Annotated in this window: 18 protein-coding genes; 4 read left to right on the forward strand and 14 right to left on the reverse strand. The window is 41.7% G+C overall.

The window, feature by feature from the left end:
• Positions 1–40 precede the first annotated feature (40 nt).
• Both GYM62_RS12020 and GYM62_RS12025 read left to right on the forward strand, forming a co-directional pair.
• Complete coding sequence (locus GYM62_RS12020) at positions 41–2,209, forward strand: TonB-dependent receptor (RefSeq protein ID WP_219956581.1); 2,169 nt, start codon at positions 41–43, stop codon at positions 2,207–2,209.
• Between the two features lie 154 nt (positions 2,210–2,363).
• Positions 2,364–3,212 carry an N-acetylmuramoyl-L-alanine amidase-like domain-containing protein gene (locus GYM62_RS12025; protein ID WP_219956582.1) on the forward strand — a complete coding sequence of 283 codons (849 nt, stop codon included), beginning with the start codon at positions 2,364–2,366 and terminating at the stop codon, positions 3,210–3,212.
• 52 nt (positions 3,213–3,264) lie between these two features.
• On the opposite strand, the gene GYM62_RS12030 is transcribed toward GYM62_RS12025, so the two are convergent.
• Positions 3,265–3,804: an SRPBCC family protein gene (locus GYM62_RS12030; protein ID WP_219956583.1), complete on the reverse strand. Its 540-nt coding sequence runs from the start codon at positions 3,802–3,804 to the stop codon at positions 3,265–3,267.
• A 428-nt stretch (positions 3,805–4,232) separates the two neighbouring features.
• Here GYM62_RS12030 and GYM62_RS12035 point away from each other — a divergent pair, with 428 nt between their 5' ends.
• Positions 4,233–4,565, forward strand: a complete 333-nt coding sequence (locus GYM62_RS12035; RefSeq protein ID WP_219956584.1) for a hypothetical protein — start codon at positions 4,233–4,235, stop codon at positions 4,563–4,565.
• A 150-nt stretch (positions 4,566–4,715) separates the two neighbouring features.
• Here the strand turns inward: GYM62_RS12035 and GYM62_RS12040 are convergent, their stop codons facing one another.
• Positions 4,716–5,210, reverse strand: coding sequence for a phosphoheptose isomerase (locus GYM62_RS12040; RefSeq protein WP_219956585.1), 495 nt, complete (start codon positions 5,208–5,210; stop codon positions 4,716–4,718).
• A gap of 222 nt (positions 5,211–5,432) precedes the next feature.
• On the opposite strand from GYM62_RS12040, the gene GYM62_RS12045 reads away from it, so the two are divergent.
• A complete protein-coding gene (locus tag GYM62_RS12045) occupies positions 5,433–5,624 on the forward strand; it encodes a hypothetical protein (protein ID WP_091649278.1) in 192 nt (63 codons plus the stop codon).
• 395 nt (positions 5,625–6,019) lie between these two features.
• Here GYM62_RS12045 and GYM62_RS12050 read toward each other — a convergent pair whose 3' ends face one another.
• The 12 genes from GYM62_RS12050 to GYM62_RS12105 all read right to left on the reverse strand — a co-directional run bounded on the left by GYM62_RS12050 (position 6,020) and on the right by GYM62_RS12105 (position 18,077).
• Positions 6,020–6,787 carry an ABC transporter permease subunit gene (locus GYM62_RS12050; RefSeq protein ID WP_091649275.1) on the reverse strand — a complete coding sequence of 256 codons (768 nt, stop codon included), beginning with the start codon at positions 6,785–6,787 and terminating at the stop codon, positions 6,020–6,022.
• A complete protein-coding gene (locus GYM62_RS12055) occupies positions 6,780–7,523 on the reverse strand; it encodes an ABC transporter ATP-binding protein (RefSeq protein WP_219956586.1) in 744 nt (247 codons plus the stop codon). Before GYM62_RS12055 ends, GYM62_RS12050 begins: the two co-directional genes overlap by 8 nt.
• Positions 7,507–8,742 carry a nitrous oxide reductase family maturation protein NosD gene (locus GYM62_RS12060; RefSeq protein ID WP_219956587.1) on the reverse strand — a complete coding sequence of 412 codons (1,236 nt, stop codon included), beginning with the start codon at positions 8,740–8,742 and terminating at the stop codon, positions 7,507–7,509. Before GYM62_RS12060 ends, GYM62_RS12055 begins: the two co-directional genes overlap by 17 nt.
• A gap of 20 nt (positions 8,743–8,762) precedes the next feature.
• Complete coding sequence (locus tag GYM62_RS12065; RefSeq protein ID WP_091649268.1) at positions 8,763–9,197, reverse strand: nitrous oxide reductase accessory protein NosL; 435 nt, start codon at positions 9,195–9,197, stop codon at positions 8,763–8,765.
• 48 nt (positions 9,198–9,245) lie between these two features.
• On the reverse strand, positions 9,246–9,815 hold the full coding sequence (locus GYM62_RS12070; protein ID WP_091649265.1) for a hypothetical protein: 570 nt from the start codon (positions 9,813–9,815) through the stop codon (positions 9,246–9,248).
• 53 nt (positions 9,816–9,868) lie between these two features.
• On the reverse strand, positions 9,869–11,827 hold the full coding sequence (gene nosZ, locus GYM62_RS12075; RefSeq protein WP_091649262.1) for a Sec-dependent nitrous-oxide reductase: 1,959 nt from the start codon (positions 11,825–11,827) through the stop codon (positions 9,869–9,871).
• A gap of 21 nt (positions 11,828–11,848) precedes the next feature.
• On the reverse strand, positions 11,849–13,624 hold the full coding sequence (locus GYM62_RS12080) for a c-type cytochrome (protein ID WP_091649259.1): 1,776 nt from the start codon (positions 13,622–13,624) through the stop codon (positions 11,849–11,851).
• 25 nt (positions 13,625–13,649) lie between these two features.
• Positions 13,650–14,372 carry an iron-sulfur cluster repair di-iron protein gene (gene ric, locus GYM62_RS12085; protein ID WP_219956588.1) on the reverse strand — a complete coding sequence of 241 codons (723 nt, stop codon included), beginning with the start codon at positions 14,370–14,372 and terminating at the stop codon, positions 13,650–13,652.
• Between the two features lie 48 nt (positions 14,373–14,420).
• Positions 14,421–14,852, reverse strand: coding sequence for an Rrf2 family transcriptional regulator (locus GYM62_RS12090; protein ID WP_091649252.1), 432 nt, complete (start codon positions 14,850–14,852; stop codon positions 14,421–14,423).
• Positions 14,853–15,135: 283 nt separating this feature from the next.
• A complete protein-coding gene (locus GYM62_RS12095; RefSeq protein ID WP_255590367.1) occupies positions 15,136–15,837 on the reverse strand; it encodes an anaerobic ribonucleoside-triphosphate reductase activating protein in 702 nt (233 codons plus the stop codon).
• Complete coding sequence (gene nrdD / locus GYM62_RS12100; RefSeq protein WP_139217417.1) at positions 15,803–15,973, reverse strand: anaerobic ribonucleoside-triphosphate reductase; 171 nt, start codon at positions 15,971–15,973, stop codon at positions 15,803–15,805. Before nrdD ends, GYM62_RS12095 begins: the two co-directional genes overlap by 35 nt.
• Positions 15,957–18,077 (reverse strand): ribonucleoside triphosphate reductase, encoded by a 2,121-nt coding sequence (locus GYM62_RS12105; protein WP_219956589.1) that lies wholly within the window; start codon positions 18,075–18,077, stop codon positions 15,957–15,959. Before GYM62_RS12105 ends, nrdD begins: the two co-directional genes overlap by 17 nt.
• Positions 18,078–18,143 lie beyond the last annotated feature (66 nt).

The raw sequence follows: 18,143 nt of genomic DNA on the forward strand, positions 1-18,143 counted from the left end.
AATTCAATTTTCTCAGGCTCAGGATTGATACATTTGAAGCATGAAACTTCTAACCCTGGCTATTACTTTTTTCTGCATAAATCAGGCTCTGGCGCAACATAGCTTTAGAGCTCAAATCAAAGACTACGAAACCAAAGATTTTCTCCCTGGGGCCAGCATTTCAATTCCAACATTGGGGATAGGAGACATTTCAGATGAGTCTGGGATGGTTCAGATTGACAATATTCCTGATGGTACCTATTTATTTGAAATCAGATTTTTAGGCTACCAACCCATACAATTCAAGCGATCTATTCCACTGGAAGCAGGAAGTGCACCGGAAATATTTTTCCTCAAACATGCTGATGAAGAACTGGAGGAATTGGTCGTTCAGTCTAATCGTAGCAGTAGAGTAATAGAAGATGTACCCACCCGGGTAGAGATTATCGCTGGCGAAGAACTGTCTGAAAAGGGCAATATGAAACCCGGAGATATTCGTATGCTTCTCAATGAAAGTACAGGTATACAAACCCAACAAACATCTGCCACCAGCTATAATTCCAGCATACGGATCCAAGGTTTGGACGGGAAATACACCCAACTGCTAAGAGATGGATTACCACTTTATTCAGGCTATTCCGGAGGCTTGAGTCTTATGCAAATTGCGCCTTTGGACTTGGCACAGGTGGAAGTCATCAAAGGATCTGCTTCCACCCTTTACGGAGGGGGAGCTATTGCCGGGCTAGTGAACCTAATTTCAAAAACTCCGGGAGAGAGTCCAGAACTTTCTTTGATGCTCAATGGAACCTCTGCGCTTGGCCTGGATGCAAGCGCCTTTTATTCGGCCAAAGGTGAAAAGTTCGGGACTACTATTTTCACTTCTTACAACAAGGGTACAGCCTATGATCCTGCAGATATTGGCCTGACAGCAATTCCGAAATTTGATAGATTTACGCTCAATCCAAAATTATTTTGGGAGGTCAATGAACGGTCTGAAATCGTAGCCGGACTGAATTTGATGACTGAAAAACGATTGGGTGGAAATGTTGACTTTATCCATGGCGAATCTGTAGCAAACCCTTATTTCGAAGAAAATCAGACTGAAAGAATATCCACCGAACTGAAATATTTTAATCAATTCGCTGATAACTCCAGGCTAACTTTTAAAAACACTTTTAGCTTTTATGATAGGAGCATTTTCATTCCAGATTATCAATTTTCTGGAAGGCAAATGCTATCCTTCAGCGAGATCAATCTTAGCACTGCCAACTCTAAAACTGAATGGATTACCGGTCTAAATCTCTGGACAGATCGCTTTACACAGCAGCAAGGGAATTTGAATCAAAATCTCGATTACACGCTAAATACCGTAGGGGCATTTGTTCAGAACATCTGGAATACATCTGAAAAATGGACTATCGAGTCTGGGTTCAGATTGGATTATCAGAAAGACTATGGCGTTTTTCCCCTTCCAAAGATTTCATTCATGTACGAACCCTCAAATGCATGGACTTTTCGATTAGGAGGAGGATTGGGTTACAAGTCCCCGACAGTCTTTACGGAAGATGCTGAGCGTCTCCAATTCAGAAATATTCTCCCAATTAATCCAAGGGAACTGGAAGCTGAAAGGTCTGGAGGAGCAAATTTTGATATTAACTACAAGGTTTCATTAGGTGAAGAACTGTCCCTGGTGATGAACAGCCTGCTATTTTATACCCGAATTCAAGACCCATTATTGCTAGTCAGAAATGGCGCTGTATTCGAATTTCAACAAAACGGAGGCTACTTCCGAACCCAAGGTCTTGAGCTGAATTTAAAATGGAATTATAAGGATTTGAAGCTATTTACGGGCTATACCTTTGCAGATGTAATCCAGAGCTTCCAAAATCAAAGCAGCCCCTATCCCCTAGTAGCCAAGCATAGGCTGAATAATGTGTTGATGTATGAGAAGCATGATAATTTTTGGATAGGATTGGAAGCTTATTACTACAGTCCACAGCTTTTGAACGATGGTGAAACAGGCAAATCTTTTTGGATTATGGGCCTGATGACAGAAAAAAAATTGGGGGAATCCTTTTCCTTATTTCTCAATTTCGAAAACTTCTTAGATACTCGACAAACCAGATTTGACACCATTTTCACAGGAAATATCAGTGATCCCCAATTCAGGGACATTTATGCTCCTGTGGATGGATTTGTAATCAATGGGGGCTTTAAGCTTTCACTTTAAGTCATAGAAAACGAGCTATTTTAATTTCAAGGAACACAAAGTCGATCTAAATTCTAATTCCTATTAAAAGTGGTCAAAAAAAATACTTTGTACCTTCAATGCGCAGTGCCTATTCAAATCTGGTCAATTCAATAATTCTAAACTTCCTTTCCTAATGAAACGCTTTTTTATACTTTTTTTCATTCTATCATTTGAACTCTCTGCTCAGACTGTCTGCGACCTTCAAAGCAGGGAAAAATTAGAAAGCACACTTGAAAACCTCTCTCAAGAAAACAATCCAAACAATCCCATCCATCTCCAAGCTATTGAGATAGGTCAGTCTTTTTTAAAAACTCCCTATGTGGAGAAAACATTGGAGGTTCCAGGTCCTGAGCAATTGGTTATCAATCTAATGGGTGTGGATTGCACTACATTTGTGGAAACTGTCCTTGGGCTCACCCGAATAAGTCAAATGGGGAAATTCAGCATGAAAAACTTTGAAGAAGAATTAGAGAAGATTCGATACAGACAAGGAGAAAACAAAGGCTATACCAGTAGACTTCATTATTTCTCAGATTGGATTTATGACAATGAGCAAAAAGGAATTGTCATGGATATGACTCAGGCAATAGGTGGGATTTCTTATACCAACAAGCCTTCATTTATGACTGAAAATCCACAGTTTTATCCCCAATTGAGTCAAAAAGCAAATGTTGATCAATTGCGCTTAATAGAATCTGCAATAGCAAAAAGGTCTTATTATTTTATTCCCAAGGACCAAATCCACTCAGTGGAAGAAAAAATTCAGTCAGGAGACATCATTGCCATCACCACTACAATCCCCAATTTGGATATGGTGCATGTGGGTTTTGCCATTGAAAAAAATGGAAGAATTCATCTTTTACATGCCAGCTCCAAAAATAAAGAAGTGGAAATCTCTGCACTTCCCCTACATGATTATCTTCAAGGAAATAGAACTCAATCCGGAATCATGGTGGGCAGACTGGTCGAGCTTTCAAAATAAAAAGCTCAAATCCTTCATGGACTTGAGCTTTCATTTCTTATTCTTATTCAACCTATTTCTCCATAATCTTTTTAAGGTTGGATAAACCAGTTTGAAAATCCTCAGCCAGCATATTTTCTATATTCATCAAGGGAATCATGACATTCATGGGGTAACTCATGCGTCCCTCAAATCCCCAGGTGACCTCTGTTTGATTAGGGCCTAAAGGTTCATAGGCCAAGTAAGCCTTGTCAGTACTTTCAAAAGGCTCGATGAATCTTAGTTCATAATCTATCCTCTCCATCTCCTTGATTGCTAAAATCTCCTGCTCTCCATGTCCTACATCAGGGTTTTCACTTTTCCATCCTGCAACAAAACCAACCGTTCCGTCTTCACCCTCATAATACTTTTCCATTTCGGGATCCATCAGCGCCCATTTGCTGAATTGATCCTGATTTTTCAGATACTTGGTAAACTCGTAAACTTCGGCAATCGGTCTTTCGATAATAATTTTTTCAACAACTTCATAATCCTTTGAGATGAAAAGAGCAGAGATCAAGGGAATCGCGATAATGATTAGGACTATAAGTCCCACATACTTTAGGATTTTCATAGTGCAAGGTGTTTGGTCTAATTAAATTTATATTTTTCTCTTTAAAAAATATAACTAGGCGATATTTAATTTTAATCAATCGAGAAAAATTCATCAATCCTAATCCTTCTTGTTTGGGGTAAGAAGACACCTTAATTCAATAGGCCAAAAAGAGTTATTGAATTTATGAATTGAACAAAAAAAAAATAAACCTGGATTCCAATCCTAAAATGTTCCACAGTAAATGACTCTTGATAAACTCGGCCCAGCTTCTAACTTAAGTGGTACTCATAATGCCTATATCCAAAATCTTTAAAAAATATTGGATAGAATGACTTAGTTTAGCAATTGTAGGAAGATCGTAACCCTCATGAACTAACCTTTCAAGGTAAATGAAAGCTCGGTGGATTACCTTTTATTTTGAAGGACTAATACAAATACATAAAAAAATGACAGTTACTATTAATCAATATAATGACGAAAAGGAAAATAAGCCTATTATAAGGATTGAATTGGAAGGAGATGCAAAAGGGTCTCAAATTGAAAAAATCAGAGAGGTTATTCCTTCTTTACTTTTACAAAACGCTAATAAATTCTATTTGGACATAAGAAAACTAACTGAATGTGACTTAGGCTTTGTTAATGAAGTAATTCATATTCATTACACTTTTGCTGAATATTCAAAGGAATTTGTTCTCCTTTATTCTAAAGGTTCTTTCTTCGAATCATGGATAAAAACTTCAGACCTGCATAAAGTATTGAAAATTTCAACAGAGCTTTAAATCCAAAATCGCTTACAACTGAATATAAAATCTCATTTTCAAGAATAGTATCTAGCAAATGAAAAAAAGTGTCATTTGAGGGTCAAACAACACTTTCATAAATTTATACTTCAAGAATTAAGCTTTGTTCACTAAATAAACAAAAGACAATTACCTTCCGAAATCATCTTCAAGCCTAACAATGTCATCTTCATCAGATGGGTTTGTTGAATCTGTATGTTGCCAGATTTCAGCTACCATTCCCCAGTCTTTCATCCCAATTAGCCTATGTCTTTCCCCTTGTTGTAATTTGATTTTATCTCCTTTTCGAAGGGTAGTAACATCTTTTTGTTCATCGGTCATACTGGTTGCCACATTTACCTGCCCATCTATACAACGCCAAATTTCAGCTCTTCTAAAATGATATTGCCAGCTAAGTCTTTTCTCGGGTGCCACCAAAAGAATTTTCGGGCTCAGCTTATCGGAAAGTTTTAAGGCCTCAAAATCCTCTTCTGGAAAAAATTGCTTGGCAAACTTTTTAGCTTGGTTTTCATTGATTACCAAAAATCCTCCCCAAGGTCTACTTCTGTCTGATTTAATTATATCAAATCCCAAATCATCCATAAGCCTTTCTGCTTTTTCAAAAATCTCTGTTGGCGTATTCATATTGTTAAATAATTATTTTTTTTCTTTGCTTCTTAAATAATTCCATCTGCTCCGTAAAGGTCCGAAAAAAGTACTTTAAAGAAGATATTACTTCAATGTTTTAAATTATTTTTTTGTCCATAGAATTGTTCGGTAATGAAACATTACGAAAAAGCTTCACATTTTAAGAAGCTAAAAATTAGACACTTAAATAAAAGGCACTTTCCTTGATAGAATAAAAGCATGCTCAACTTTCTACTTTGGTTAATCTTGCTTGTCCTATGCTGGCCCATTGCGATCATAGCTTTAATTCTCTACCCATTTGTCTGGTTGCTTTTGCTTCCATTCAAATTGCTGGGACTTGCCATAGATATTTCATTTGACTTTGTCCGAGGCATTTTTATGCTTCCATTTCGACTCTTGGGAGTGAAATAATAGATTATTCCATCTCCGACTTTCTATTTTCCAACAATTGCTTAGTCACCTCCTTATTTCCCCCACCAAACTGTTGGGTCTTTTCCAGGTGATCCAAGTATTCATTCAGATATCGCTGAGAAATCTCAGAGTTATCTCCATATTTTTTTCAAATTGATCTAATGATCGATCAGACGCAAACCCATCTCAGTTGATAAAAAAATGTATTATCAACCCTTTTAGTAAGAAAAACCTTTGAAGGTTGAGAATTGGAGATAAAAAAAATGTACAAACTAATGATTGAAAGCATTGTCCATCCGAAAAACATCCTTCGAATTGAAAACAAATTCCTAAAAACTTAAAGTATAAGACAACCCAACTTATAACCAGTTGAGTTTTAATTTTAAGCTATTAGATCAAAAATCCCTTTTTCTAAAAATCCGAGTAGCAAGATAATTCGGAACAAGCATCCATATCAACAATGCAAATGTGGCAATAAAAATGCCTGATCCACTGGAAAAGAACTGTTGGAAAAATGCCCCTGTATAACCCATTAAGGCCGAAATATCCAACTGCATCAACATGAGTATTCTTCCCAAGTCAACAGGATTTAACATAACCAATGCCAAGGTGGCTTTTTCCAGAGGATAATCGGCAAAACTGTAAATGATGTACAAGACTAAACCATCATAGACCAAGGAAAAGTAAATCCAGAGTGCCAAACTTATACCGATGGCTTTGGCTTTGTCCCTAGTAAGTACGCTCGCCAAAAATGCAAATCCTGCAAAGACTGAGCTTAGCACTACTCCAACAACCAGTAGCGTGATTAAGCTGCTATCAGCGCCCCAAAGTAGCATAGGAAGTCCAAATCCTAGCAAAATAGATAAACTCAACATAATCACAACGGCCAGGAGTTGGCTGAGAAACACATGAATCCGCTTTACCGGCTGAGCCAGCATTAATTCGATAAACTCCAGATTATTGTAAAAATGAGTAGTAGCAAAAACCGCCGAAATCAACGGAATAAATAAAATCATGATGTTCATCAGACTCAGAGAGACTTTGCTCAGATCGTCCGAAACCTGATAGATCGAAATCGCCACCAAAGCTAAAAAAACTGTATAAATGATGGCAAAGCGTGATTTCAGAATATCGTATAGCGCGTATTTGAGTAACTTAAACATGATTCAGTATCGTTTTTTTTGACTTCTTTTTCAGGGTCCACTCCATCAGCTTGGCAATGGCAGGAGAAAACTTGCACTCTCCGGTGATTTCCTTTAGCTCTTCGATGGTGTTGGAGAAAAACACCTCCCCTTCATAAATGTAAATCGCACGGTTGGTCAGCTCTTCCAGATCACTGAGAATATGGGAAGTAATCAGAATCAGCTTCCCCTGATCCCGTTCCTTTTTGATTTTGGCTTTAAGTACCTCAACGGCAATGGGATCAAGCCCGGCAGTAGGCTCATCGAGAATAAGAATGCTTGGGTGGAAAAGAAAAGCCAAGGCTGCAGAGACTTTTTGGCGAGTACCGCCAGAAAGTGTCCCCATAGCTTTATCTTTCATTTCTTCGAGGCCATAAGCTTCTACAAGCTCCAAATCGTATTTTTTGATTTCGGGACGCATGTCTTTCATCATCGAAAATAGCTGACCGATTTTTATATTGGCCGGGTAGTGCCCAATCTGAGGCATATAGCCAATCTGTTTCCGATAGGACACATCACCTTTGATAGACTGATTTCCCACCCTAATATCCCCACTATCAGGAATCACCATACCGAGGATGGTTTTGATCAGGGTAGTTTTGCCGGAGCCGTTTGGCCCCATGAGCGCATAGCTGTTGCCGAGCTCAAATTCCAGATTGAATTCATTGAGCACTTGCAGCTTGCCAAATTTTTTGGATATGTTATGTACCGAAATCATAGGGTCTCATTTTGGGTGAATGATCAATCATTTCATCTGGGGTCATGGTAGGAAGGATTTTTTCCATCCTATCTAATAAGGTCACCAGAAAACTCCTCCAAAGCATAACTGATGCAGGAATTTTTTCCACAATCACACTATAAAGATTAATAGGACGAAAAGGCACATCACCGATTCTGTCTCGATTGAGATCATAACCTTCGTATTTGTCCCAGTAGTTTTCATTAAGTTGGTTGAGTACTAAGTTGCCATTCGTACTGATATCAAAGGTGTTTCTTGTGAAGTTGTTGGCTTGGAATAGATTTTGGTCACAGCTCGCCATCAGCTTGAGAGCCCAACCGTTTTCTTTAAAAGTATTTTCTTTAAAATCGATTCGGCTGCTGCCTTCCATGTAGATCCCAACTGTGTTTTTCAGAAAGACATTGCCGATCACTTTGCTGTCTGATATATCTTTCAACAAAATTCCATAGGCACTGCTTCCCCAGTTTTCTTCAAATCGGTTTTCCTGCATTGTGACGTTTTTAGTATACATGACCGCAACACCGGCTCCATTTCTTTTGAAGGTGTTTTTCAGATAGGTATTGTTATGAGCAAACATAAAGTGAAGCCCATAGCGCATATTGCCTTGGATGAAGTTTTCCTTTGCTAGAGTATTGGTCACAAACTCGAGGTAAATACCATCTCGATGACCAGAGACCTCATTTTTCTCTATCAGGCTGTCCTTGCATTTCCAGAGATGAATACCGTTTCCTACTTCAAATTCCCGACTAGCCGATGCATTCACTTTATTGTTTCGGATGGTCAGATTTGAGGAGTTGGAAAAGTGTAATCCAAAAAAAGTATCCACCAAAATATTATTTTCAATGACGCAATTTTTGGAATCAAAGAACTTGATTGCCGCAGAGTCGTCCATGTTGGATTTCCCGGTTCGGATAAATTTCAGGCCCCGGATCAGTACATTTTCGGAAGCTACCAGAAAAATATTGCCTTTATTCTCACCGTCCATGACCGGGTGATTATTTCCGATTAAACTCAAAGGCTTTCGTATTTTCACTGCCGAAGCTTGATAGGTTCCGGGGGAGAAAATCAAAGTATCCCCTGCAGCTGAGCGATCTACCGCAGCTTGAATGGATTGTCCGGGCTTGAGAATGATCTTGCCTGCCTCAGCATGGATGGCGTAAAGGCACAAAGTCAAAATAAATGGAAAGATTCGGTTCATGGCTTTTCTGAGTTTGAGCATCACTTAAATTGAGTGGTTAATTCTCCCCAGGCGAGGTACACCCCACCATTTTTGACTTTATATTCTTTTAATAATTGGTAGTCCGGGAAAGCAACCACTTCAGAAGCCATGGGAGTTTTAAATTCGGGAGATTTGAGGTAATGGGCGAAATTGGCATCCAGTAAGGTGCCTGGATTCAGGTAGTCCATAACGAGTATATGTTTAAACACCTGGCCTTTTCCCTCCTCAGAATCCATATAGCCAAGCATACAGTTGACATCGTCGAAAATGAATATTTTCCCTTTTTCTGTAACCAATTCTGCCCCAAACTTTGGATCCATTAGGGTCATTTTGCAATGGTGACAAGCGTCCTGCCCTAGTACAATCGGACGCGGGTCTGCATTGCAAGCCATCAGTATCAGAATTGGGATCAGAGCAATCAATATTCGTTTCATGATCAGTTGGGTTAAATGAAAGTTTTTAATTCAGCAGGTGGATGAGATTTATTTTCCTTTCCAATCCAGGTAAACAGCCAATACCAAGAGGCCCATTCCTCCTATCAATATCCAGCTACCGGTATCAGGACCGGAATACGCCAAGAAGTTTAGAAGTTGTTTATAACCAATTAGAGGTGGCTGGTAGCTCATTCCCTCTACTTTGATAGCTGCCTTTGGGTCAAGCTCATGGCCATACTCATAGCCCCAGAGGTACATATCCACCAGAATAGCAATACCAAAGGCGGAAAGAAGCCCCAGAAAGGAGTAAATCGACCATCTTTTTCCCACTAAGAAAAAGATCAGACCTAGTCCGATCATTGCACCAATCACATACTTTAGGTAAGTGAATTCAGGAAACATCTCTACCCCGATATGCTTCATTCCGATGTAGTGGTTGACGCCGTTGATCTGGTCCACATTACCACTAAGCTGGTCGATCCAAATCTTCATATTCAGACCCTCAGGATATTGAGGAGCCCAGAGGCTAATCTGCCAAAGTGGAGTGAAATACGCAGGAATCAAAGTCAATACCGCCAGTAAAAGCAATATCCGATTGGTGAGGCTAAGGGATTTCATAATCAATTTGTGAAAATCGCCGGTGGAATCTCCACCGGCGAAAGTGGATAGTTTTATTCAGAGTCTCCGGTGGAGTATTTCAGCGAGACATTCGACCCTTTAGGCGAAACTCTCAGATAGCCTTGCATCTCTTGGTGAAGTGCAGAACAGAAGTCGGTACAGTAGAATGGGAACACCCCTACGCGATCGGGTATCCATTTCAGCGTAGAAGTCTCTCCCGGCATAATCAAGAGCTCCGCAGTATTGGCTCCTTTGATTGCAAATCCGTGAGGCACATCCCAGTCTTGCTCCAAGTTGGTGACATGGAAGTAAACCTCATCCCCTACCTGTACCCCTTCGATATTATCAGGTCGGAAGTTGGATCGGATGGAAGTCATATACACGTGTACCTGATTGCCTTTTCGCTCCACTCGGGCGTCATTAATTCCTTTGAGGGCATAAGGGCTGTGATTTTTTTCGATAGGATAGAATTTCACCTGACGGTCTTTGATCAAAGAGGCAGGAAAGGCTTCTGCATAGTGAGGCTCACCAATGGTTGGAAAGTCGAGAAGCAACTGCATTTTATCTCCCGAGATATCGTAGAGCTGAGCTGAATGGGCCAGTTCGGGACCTGTAGGTAGGTATCTGTCTTTGGTGATTTTGTTGTAAGCCACCAGATACTTACCATGAGGTTTTCCGGTAGGTCCACCTGGGATACTCAAGTGACCTACTGAATAATAGGTAGGCGCTCTATCCAGCACTTCAAGGGTTTCGATATTCCATTTCACGATCTCTGAGGACACAAACATGGATGTGTAGGCATTTCCTTTTCCATCAAATTCCGTGTGCAAAGGACCTAAACCTGGTTTTTGAACTTCGCCATGTAGTACTGATTCATATTTCAAAACCGGCATGCCCTGGATATCTCCTTCAAAATCTTTCTTTTCGATTGCGGCCAGCATTTTGGTGAATGAGAAAACTGGAATGATCGCTGCCAACTTACCTGAACCGATGATGTATTCTCCAGTTGGGTCGGTATCAGTACCATGTGGAGACTTTGGACATGGGATGAAATAAACAATGTCTTTCAACACAGTTGGGTCCAAAGTTAACACCTCCTCCATCATTGTGGAGGTAGCAGAATGGGTTTCCTCATTCCATTTGTTATGTGCATACCTTGCTTTTTTCTTGGTCCCTTTTCCCGCCTTCACATATTCTTCTGCTTTTTTCCAGTTGACCGCCATGATAAAGTCCTTATCCTTTTGAGAAGCATTCACTTCCAAAAGCGTATGGGCCATTTCGGTATTGTAGGTGGAGAAGAAGAACCACCCATGAGATTTATTTTTACCGGCTCGGGCCAAGTCAAAATTGAAAGGAGGTGCTTCAATCTGGAATGAAAGATTCATTTCTCCTGTCTCCTGATTCACCCCGATAAAGGATATATACCCTTTGAAGTTCTCCTTGTAGGAGTCAATGGACACGTCCTGATTATCCCCAACGGGCACAGAGAAACGAGTACCTGCCACTACATACTCGGTGTTTTGAGTAATAAACGGAGATGAGTGATTACCCGCAGAATTAGGGATTTCTATGATCTCCACCGTCTTGAAGCTGTTCAAATCTACCCTTGCAATCCGAGGGGTATTGTTTGCATTTCCAAATGCCCATCTAGCATCATGTTCTGCATTGGTGGTAGAAATAGCGATGTGGTGCAAATCATCCCAGGGTACGAATCCCAGAGAGGTGTTGAGCATGGGCTTGGATTGTTCCGAATATCCCCAGCCGTTTTCCGGGTGAACGGAAAAAACAGGGAGGATTTTCAATACCCGACCGGAGGGAAGACCTACGACGGACATTTGACCATTAAAACCACCAGAGACAATGTTGTAAAACTCATCATGCTGTCCTGGCGCTACATAGACCTTAGCAGCCGCATCACCTGTGATGGCACTTTGGGCTCCTTTGGGCTTACATCCGGGCGCTATTGCTGCCGCAATCAGACCTGCAGCAAGTAGCCATTTGTTTGTTTTCATTTGGATTTTAGTTTAACTGGGTTATTTCACGGCAGCATCGCGCTGGCCTGCTTTTTCTTCGTCATTTTTTCTCATAAACTCCAGAATACCTCTTGCATCATCCATGGAGATATTTTGATTTGGCATTCTGGTAAGACATTCTTCCAGAAGCTTTTGTGCTTCGGGGTCTTGGTCCAGCATCACGTCCACATTGGTAATCATATTCATGATCCATTCCGGACGACGTCGGTTGGTCACTCCTTGGAATCCTGGACCGACCAGTCGCTTGTCATTGAGCTGGTGACAGGCGGTGCACTTCATGTCCACGATAGCCTTTCCCTGGTCAGCCAAGGAGGCGTCGACGCCCGATCCGAGATCAACAGATTTTATTTCGCCTATCCCTTTGGGATCGGCAGCGGGCGCAGCGGCTTCAGCAGGGGAACCCGATTCGGAAGAGGAAGACTGAGATTCGCTTCCGCCACCACAGGAGGTCATCAGCATCGCTATGATGCCCATTGACCAAATCATTACTTTTTTCATAGTTTCGACATTGAGTTGATTAGAGTTGGGATACTTTAAGATTGATTGAGGTTGGACATATTTTTCAGAAAACAGACTGATAAAGGACAAGGCAAGACCTAAAGGGAAGAGGGCGGAAAAAACAAACAGTCCCAAGTGATACCACGAAAGGTATCCCCACTGCATCCAGACCATAGTGCCTTGCCCAAAGAGCAGAAGTTCGGTCCCCAGAAATCCTCCCAAAATGAGGCTCCATCCAATTTTGGAAGAAAGCGTAGCAGGAAGTCTGCCTTCTTCCAGGGCTAAGCCCCCTATTCCGAAAGTCATTGCTCCCAGCATAACCAGATGAAGGAAGCCGATGACATACAGTCGGATGGTATAAGAAATCACAGCAACCTCCGGAAATACCAGAAGAACCTGAAGAATTGCCTTTGCAACCAAGCTTACCAAAGCAAGAACAATCAGCATTTTGGGAAAGGGCTGAAGGAAAAGCCCGGGAAGAATCTTTATGATTTTTTGAAGAAGAAGGTAGTACGCCAAGGCTTGAATCAAAACCGCCAAGGAATTGATCCAGAAGAAGATTGGCGATGGTTCCGCCCAGGTAATTGCCAAGGCAAAAGTCAAGAATACAGAACCTATTAAAAGCCCTTGTTGAATGCTGGAAATTAAGATCTTAATACCTCTTTTTTCGGCAAAAAAAACGATTAAGCCGAGCGTACCGAGTACAAACCAAGCATTGAGCTGGAAGTGCAAAAACCACTGAATGGTCATGAAATACATTTCATGCATTCTTCCCAAAGTAGCCGTCACAGGCCCCAAAGCCCATAGGCCAAAGGTTGAGATCAGATACCCGATTAGAGACCATCGAATAAGCCGAATGCCGAGTGTGTTTTCTCTTTGTCCAAGGGTCTTCCAAAGCTTGAAGATGAATGCATAGGAAAGGAGCACAAACAAGGTGGAAAAGGAAATACTCACCACTCCATAGCCCTGCACTGGGAAGGAGAACAACATTCCGAGCAGGGAAACCAGCAAGGCGATGAATAGCCCTCCGTATTTTTTTCCAAAGTTTTCCTTTCCTTCCAGCTCAAATATCATGGTTCCGATCAGCATCATAAATCCCCATCCCAAGAGGGCTATATGAGAATGGGTATGGAGAATATGACGGTATTCGAGAACAGGGATTTCCACGATGTAAAATGCTCTCATGGTCATCCCTAAAAGCGCAGCGATCAGGAAAAATCCTACCGCCCATCGGTTCCAGATGCGAATAAAGAGCTCGTTTGGTTGTGAAATCCTCATGATATTTGAACTAATAGAACTTTGTTTATGAAGCGTTTAATTCTGAATAAAGCACCATAGCTTTTGGAAATAAAACATTGTTTTCCAAGTGGATATGGGTATGTAAATCCTGCTCAAACTCCTGCAGCATAGAAAATGCTACCCGGTAAGTTTGACAGGCATCCGCAGGAGAAGTAAAACCCTGTGTCAAGGAGTCAATTCTTCGAAAACGCTCCCCTTCTGTGTCATGCTCTTCTTCCATCGTAGATATCGGGTTTTCGATATGTCCAAAATGTGGCTTTGAAAGCGGGAAGCTGTTGGATTTGGCATCTTCCATTGCTTTGATGTAAGGGAAAAGCACAAATTCCTCCTTCTTCATATGGATGGTTAGCGCATCTGCAGCTTCGAAAAACTCCTTCCGGATTGAACTCAATTCCGGATGGCGGTCGCCATGAACCCGCTCTATTTTATCGAGATAAAATTTCAAAGCTGGAAGAGTCTCTTCCACATACTTATGATGGACACTCACAATATGGTCAATCAATTGGCTGAGAGACATTTCCTGATAGGGGCTCTGATCCGCTACTTGCATGATTACTTCGAGCTTTTCGACCACCTCTTCCAGGTTAAGCCCTCTTGTGCTGCAGGCATCGGATAGTTTGACTCCTCCTTTACAGCAGAAGTCTATTCCATATTCTGTAAATACCTTGGCAGTCCGGAAATTCTCTGCTACAATTTTGCCTACTTTTTTGTCTATGATAGTTGCCATTTGATTTAATTTTAAAGGATCTTTTTATCTTTTATATAAGTAAATTTTTTAAGTTTTCAAGAAGCTTACTCCAGTTTGAATCCCAAGTGCCATATCCCGAAGCGTAGTGGTCATCATCATACCGGTCAGGTGATCCCGGATAGCTTTGAACTTATGATGCACCGCGCAGGGATGTGACTCTGAACACTCCTGTAATCCCAGTGCACAGCCCACGAAGATCGAATCCCCGTCAATGACTTGCACAATCCTATAAAGAGTTGATTTTTTACCTAAATCGCTGATTTCAAATCCTCCATTTGGACCTTTTATAGAGAGGAGTAAGTTTTCTCTTACCAAAGTTTGGAGGATTTTAGCAGTAAAAGCTTCCGGAGAATTTATTGCAAAAGCAATGTCCTTGATGCCAGCACGCTCCTTGCCATCCGGTAAAGTGGCCAGAAAAACCATGGAATTGATTGCGTATTTACAGGCTTTGGAAAACATCTTTGCGCTAATTGATGAATCAAATGTAATGGAAAAATAATAAAAGATAAAAATATCCTGTAATATTTTTTTATTGGAAATTCGGTTTAAAAAGTTATTTCTTGAATTTCACCTCATTTGTATGTGCCCCATCATTATTAAAAACATCTTTCAAATGTTAGGAGCGGGAAGGAATTGCGGAAAACATTTCAATATTTGAAGCGATCATACTACCAAGTGAATAAAAAAAGGCAGGTATTTTTATGAATACTGCTCATCTGGCATCTCTTCATAAATCCATCATTCAATTCCTCCACACCCCCACCCTGCTTTTTAATCCTGGCTTTTTGCTCTCACCCAAATTGTCAAGAGTCTGCTTATCTCCCCGAAAAGGCTGTAAGTAATAGCTCCCGAAATAGCCTTTCCCCCTTAGCCAGGTGTTCATGACATCAAGGTGGGATGTCCTCAATTGCTCAGAATGAACTGTAGTCCGAACCTCAAAGGGAACAGAAGACGAGACCATGATTTCCAATGTTTTCTCGAAAGCCAAAAACAAATCAGAGCGGGTAACTTCCCAATACTTTTCCGGTAAAGATTTAAAATCAAGGGCCACATAGTCCAGCAAATCTTCGGTAATTAGCTGTCCAATTACCTCAGGCCGACTGCCGTTGGTGTCGATTTTCACCTCAAACCCCATCTTTTTCACCTCCCTGACAAATGGAATCAACTGAGGATGTATCGTGCATTCGCCTCCGCTGAACACCACCCCATCCAGCAAGTGACGGCGGCTTTGCAGAAATTCCCTGACATGATCCCAACTCAGCTTGCCTTTGCCAAGGACGATCTCGGGATTGTAGCAGTAGCCGCAGCGCATGTTGCAGCCGGCAAACCAAAGGATGCAAGCTGTGCGATCCGGAAAATCCAGCATAGTGAAAGGGGAGATACTGAAGACAGGTCTCCCCTTTTCCAGCCTATTCGACGAAATGGGTGCGCTGCTTGTGTTCACCTTTTTTTCCGATGTTAAAACTCTCCACGGGACGGTGATAGCCCATCACGCGGGTGTACACGAGACATTTGGTGCGCTTTTCTTCATGCTGATCGAGTAGCGCTTTGGTTTGGATCGGTTCAGTGCTGGTCTGCATAGTTTATTGGTTTTTGGTTAAGTGATTTGAGTAGATCTTCATCGCAATGCGGGCAGTATTCATGTTCGCCGTTGAGGTATCCATGTACCGGGCAAATACTGAATACCGGAGTGACGGTGATGTAAGGCAACTTGAAGTTGGAAAGCACCTTTTTCACCAAGCGGCGACAAGCCTCAGGCGAAGAGATTTTTTCCCTCATGTACAGGTGCAGCACGGTACCTCCGGTGTACTTGCATTGGAGTTCGTCCTGTAGCAACAGGGCTTCAAAAGGATCATCGGTATAGTCTACCGGGATTTGGGAGCTGTTGGTGTAATAAATGTTTTCCTCCATTCCAGCTTGGATGATTTCGGGGAAGCGTTTCTTATCCTCTTTCGCAAATCGGTAAGTGGTACCTTCTGCCGGGGTAGCCTCGAGATTATAAAGGTTGCCGGTTTCTTCCTGGAATTCTTTCATGCGATTTCGAATGTATTCGAGGAGCTCAGCGGCAAAATTTTGTCCGAAGTCGCCGGTGATATCTTCTTTTCCCTGGGAATAATTCAGAATCATTTCATTCAAACCATTCACCCCGATGGTCGAAAAGTGATTTCGGAAATGCTTCAGATATCGTTGAGTGTAAGGATAGAGCCCACGGTTGTACATTTCTTGGATGAAAACCCGCTTTTTTTCCAAAGTGGATTTGGAAATCTGCATCAGGTAGTCCAATCGCTCATAAAGTCCAGCCTTATTTCCGGAGAATAAATATCCCAAGCGTGCCATATTGATCGTCACCACCCCGATACTTCCGGTCATCTCGGCACTTCCAAAGAGTCCATTTCCACGCTTCAGCAACTCCCGTAAATCGAGTTGAAGGCGACAGCACATCGACCGAACAGCATTGGGCTTGTAGGCATTGGGGTTTTCTATCTTTTGACCATTCTCATCCACCGTATATTGACTGCCTATGAAATTTTGAAAATAAGAAGAGCCTATTTTGGCCGTATTTTCAAACAGCAAATCCGTATTGGGTCCGTACCAATCAAAGTCTTCGGTGATATTGACCGTAGGAATAGGGAAAGTGAAAGGCTGCCCATTCGCATCTCCTTCGGTCATAATCCTGTAGTAAGCCTTGTTGATCAGCTCCATTTCGGGTTGGAAATGCTTGTAAGTAAGTTCTTCCAGGGAATTCACTCCCCGCTTTCTCGCCTTTTCCATCAACAAATCAGAATCGATCCCCTGGAATAGATGCAGGTCACTCTTGGTCGGCATCTGGTCTTTCAGATCCTCGGGAACTACCCAGTCCAGTGTCACATTGGTGAAAGGCGATTGACCCCATCTCGCTGGAACATTGAGATTATAGACAAAAGAACGAATGGCTTTCTCGATCTCCTTATAATTGAGCTGGTCCTTGAATACATAAGGTGCCAAATAGGTATCAAAAGAACTGAACGCCTGTGCTCCTGCCCATTCACTTTGGAGGATACCCAGAAAATTAGCCATTTGTCCCAGGGCTTCACGAAAATGCGAGGGTGGACGGCTTTCAACCCGACCCCGGACTCCATTAAATCCTTCATTGAGTAAGCCCCTCAAGCTCCACCCTGCACAATAGCCCGTCAAGCAATCAAGATCATGAATATGTAGGTCCCCATTGCGATGAGCATAGCCTTCCTCCTTATTGTAAACCTTGTCCAACCAATAGTTGGCGATGATCTTTCCGGCCACATTGTTGACCAAGCCGGCATTGGAGTAGGAAGTATTGGCGTTGGCATTGATCCGCCAGTCAGTCTGCTGGATATATTCTTCGATTGTCTGGGTACTGTCCACATAGGTGGTGTCATCGTTGAGTCCAGCCACATGTTCACGCTGGAGTTTTCGGGTATGACGGTAGAGCATAAAGGACCGCATGACCTGAAAGTAACCCGACTGAAAAAGCTCCTTTTCGATCAAATCCTGAATCTCTTCAACCGCCCAAGTGGTCTTGGAAGCTAAATTTCTGAGAATTCGATCAAAAACTACCGAATCATAGACTTCGGATACACTATGAAAGCCTTTTTTCAGGGCGTCTTCAATCTTAAAGGAAGCAAAGGGCTCATATTCTCCATTTCTTTTGATTACATATTGTTCCATATTTCATCTTATTAAGGGATTATTTTATCCTTTAATATTGAATAAAAAGCGAGCCAACTGAAAAAA

The organism is Algoriphagus sp. NBT04N3, assembly GCF_019443765.1.
Lineage (GTDB): Bacteria > Bacteroidota > Bacteroidia > Cytophagales > Cyclobacteriaceae > Algoriphagus > Algoriphagus ornithinivorans.

What these genes read in the sequence shown, in the direction of transcription:
- GYM62_RS12020 (WP_219956581.1), top strand. Translation starts at nt 41, where the DNA reads ATGAAACTTCTAACCCTGGCTATTACTTTTTTCTGCATAAATCAGGCT.
- GYM62_RS12025 (WP_219956582.1), top strand. Translation starts at nt 2,364, where the DNA reads ATGAAACGCTTTTTTATACTTTTTTTCATTCTATCATTTGAACTCTCT.
- GYM62_RS12030 (WP_219956583.1), bottom strand. Translation starts at nt 3,804, where the DNA reads ATGAAAATCCTAAAGTATGTGGGACTTATAGTCCTAATCATTATCGCG.
- GYM62_RS12035 (WP_219956584.1), top strand. Translation starts at nt 4,233, where the DNA reads ATGACAGTTACTATTAATCAATATAATGACGAAAAGGAAAATAAGCCT.
- GYM62_RS12040 (WP_219956585.1), bottom strand. Translation starts at nt 5,210, where the DNA reads ATGAATACGCCAACAGAGATTTTTGAAAAAGCAGAAAGGCTTATGGAT.
- GYM62_RS12045 (WP_091649278.1), top strand. Translation starts at nt 5,433, where the DNA reads ATGCTCAACTTTCTACTTTGGTTAATCTTGCTTGTCCTATGCTGGCCC.
- GYM62_RS12050 (WP_091649275.1), bottom strand. Translation starts at nt 6,787, where the DNA reads ATGTTTAAGTTACTCAAATACGCGCTATACGATATTCTGAAATCACGC.
- GYM62_RS12055 (WP_219956586.1), bottom strand. Translation starts at nt 7,523, where the DNA reads ATGATTTCGGTACATAACATATCCAAAAAATTTGGCAAGCTGCAAGTG.
- GYM62_RS12060 (WP_219956587.1), bottom strand. Translation starts at nt 8,742, where the DNA reads ATGAACCGAATCTTTCCATTTATTTTGACTTTGTGCCTTTACGCCATC.
- GYM62_RS12065 (WP_091649268.1), bottom strand. Translation starts at nt 9,197, where the DNA reads ATGAAACGAATATTGATTGCTCTGATCCCAATTCTGATACTGATGGCT.
- GYM62_RS12070 (WP_091649265.1), bottom strand. Translation starts at nt 9,815, where the DNA reads ATGAAATCCCTTAGCCTCACCAATCGGATATTGCTTTTACTGGCGGTA.
- nosZ (WP_091649262.1), bottom strand. Translation starts at nt 11,827, where the DNA reads ATGAAAACAAACAAATGGCTACTTGCTGCAGGTCTGATTGCGGCAGCA.
- GYM62_RS12080 (WP_091649259.1), bottom strand. Translation starts at nt 13,624, where the DNA reads ATGAGGATTTCACAACCAAACGAGCTCTTTATTCGCATCTGGAACCGA.
- ric (WP_219956588.1), bottom strand. Translation starts at nt 14,372, where the DNA reads ATGGCAACTATCATAGACAAAAAAGTAGGCAAAATTGTAGCAGAGAAT.
- GYM62_RS12090 (WP_091649252.1), bottom strand. Translation starts at nt 14,852, where the DNA reads ATGTTTTCCAAAGCCTGTAAATACGCAATCAATTCCATGGTTTTTCTG.
- nrdD (WP_139217417.1), bottom strand. Translation starts at nt 15,973, where the DNA reads ATGCAGACCAGCACTGAACCGATCCAAACCAAAGCGCTACTCGATCAG.
- GYM62_RS12105 (WP_219956589.1), bottom strand. Translation starts at nt 18,077, where the DNA reads ATGGAACAATATGTAATCAAAAGAAATGGAGAATATGAGCCCTTTGCT.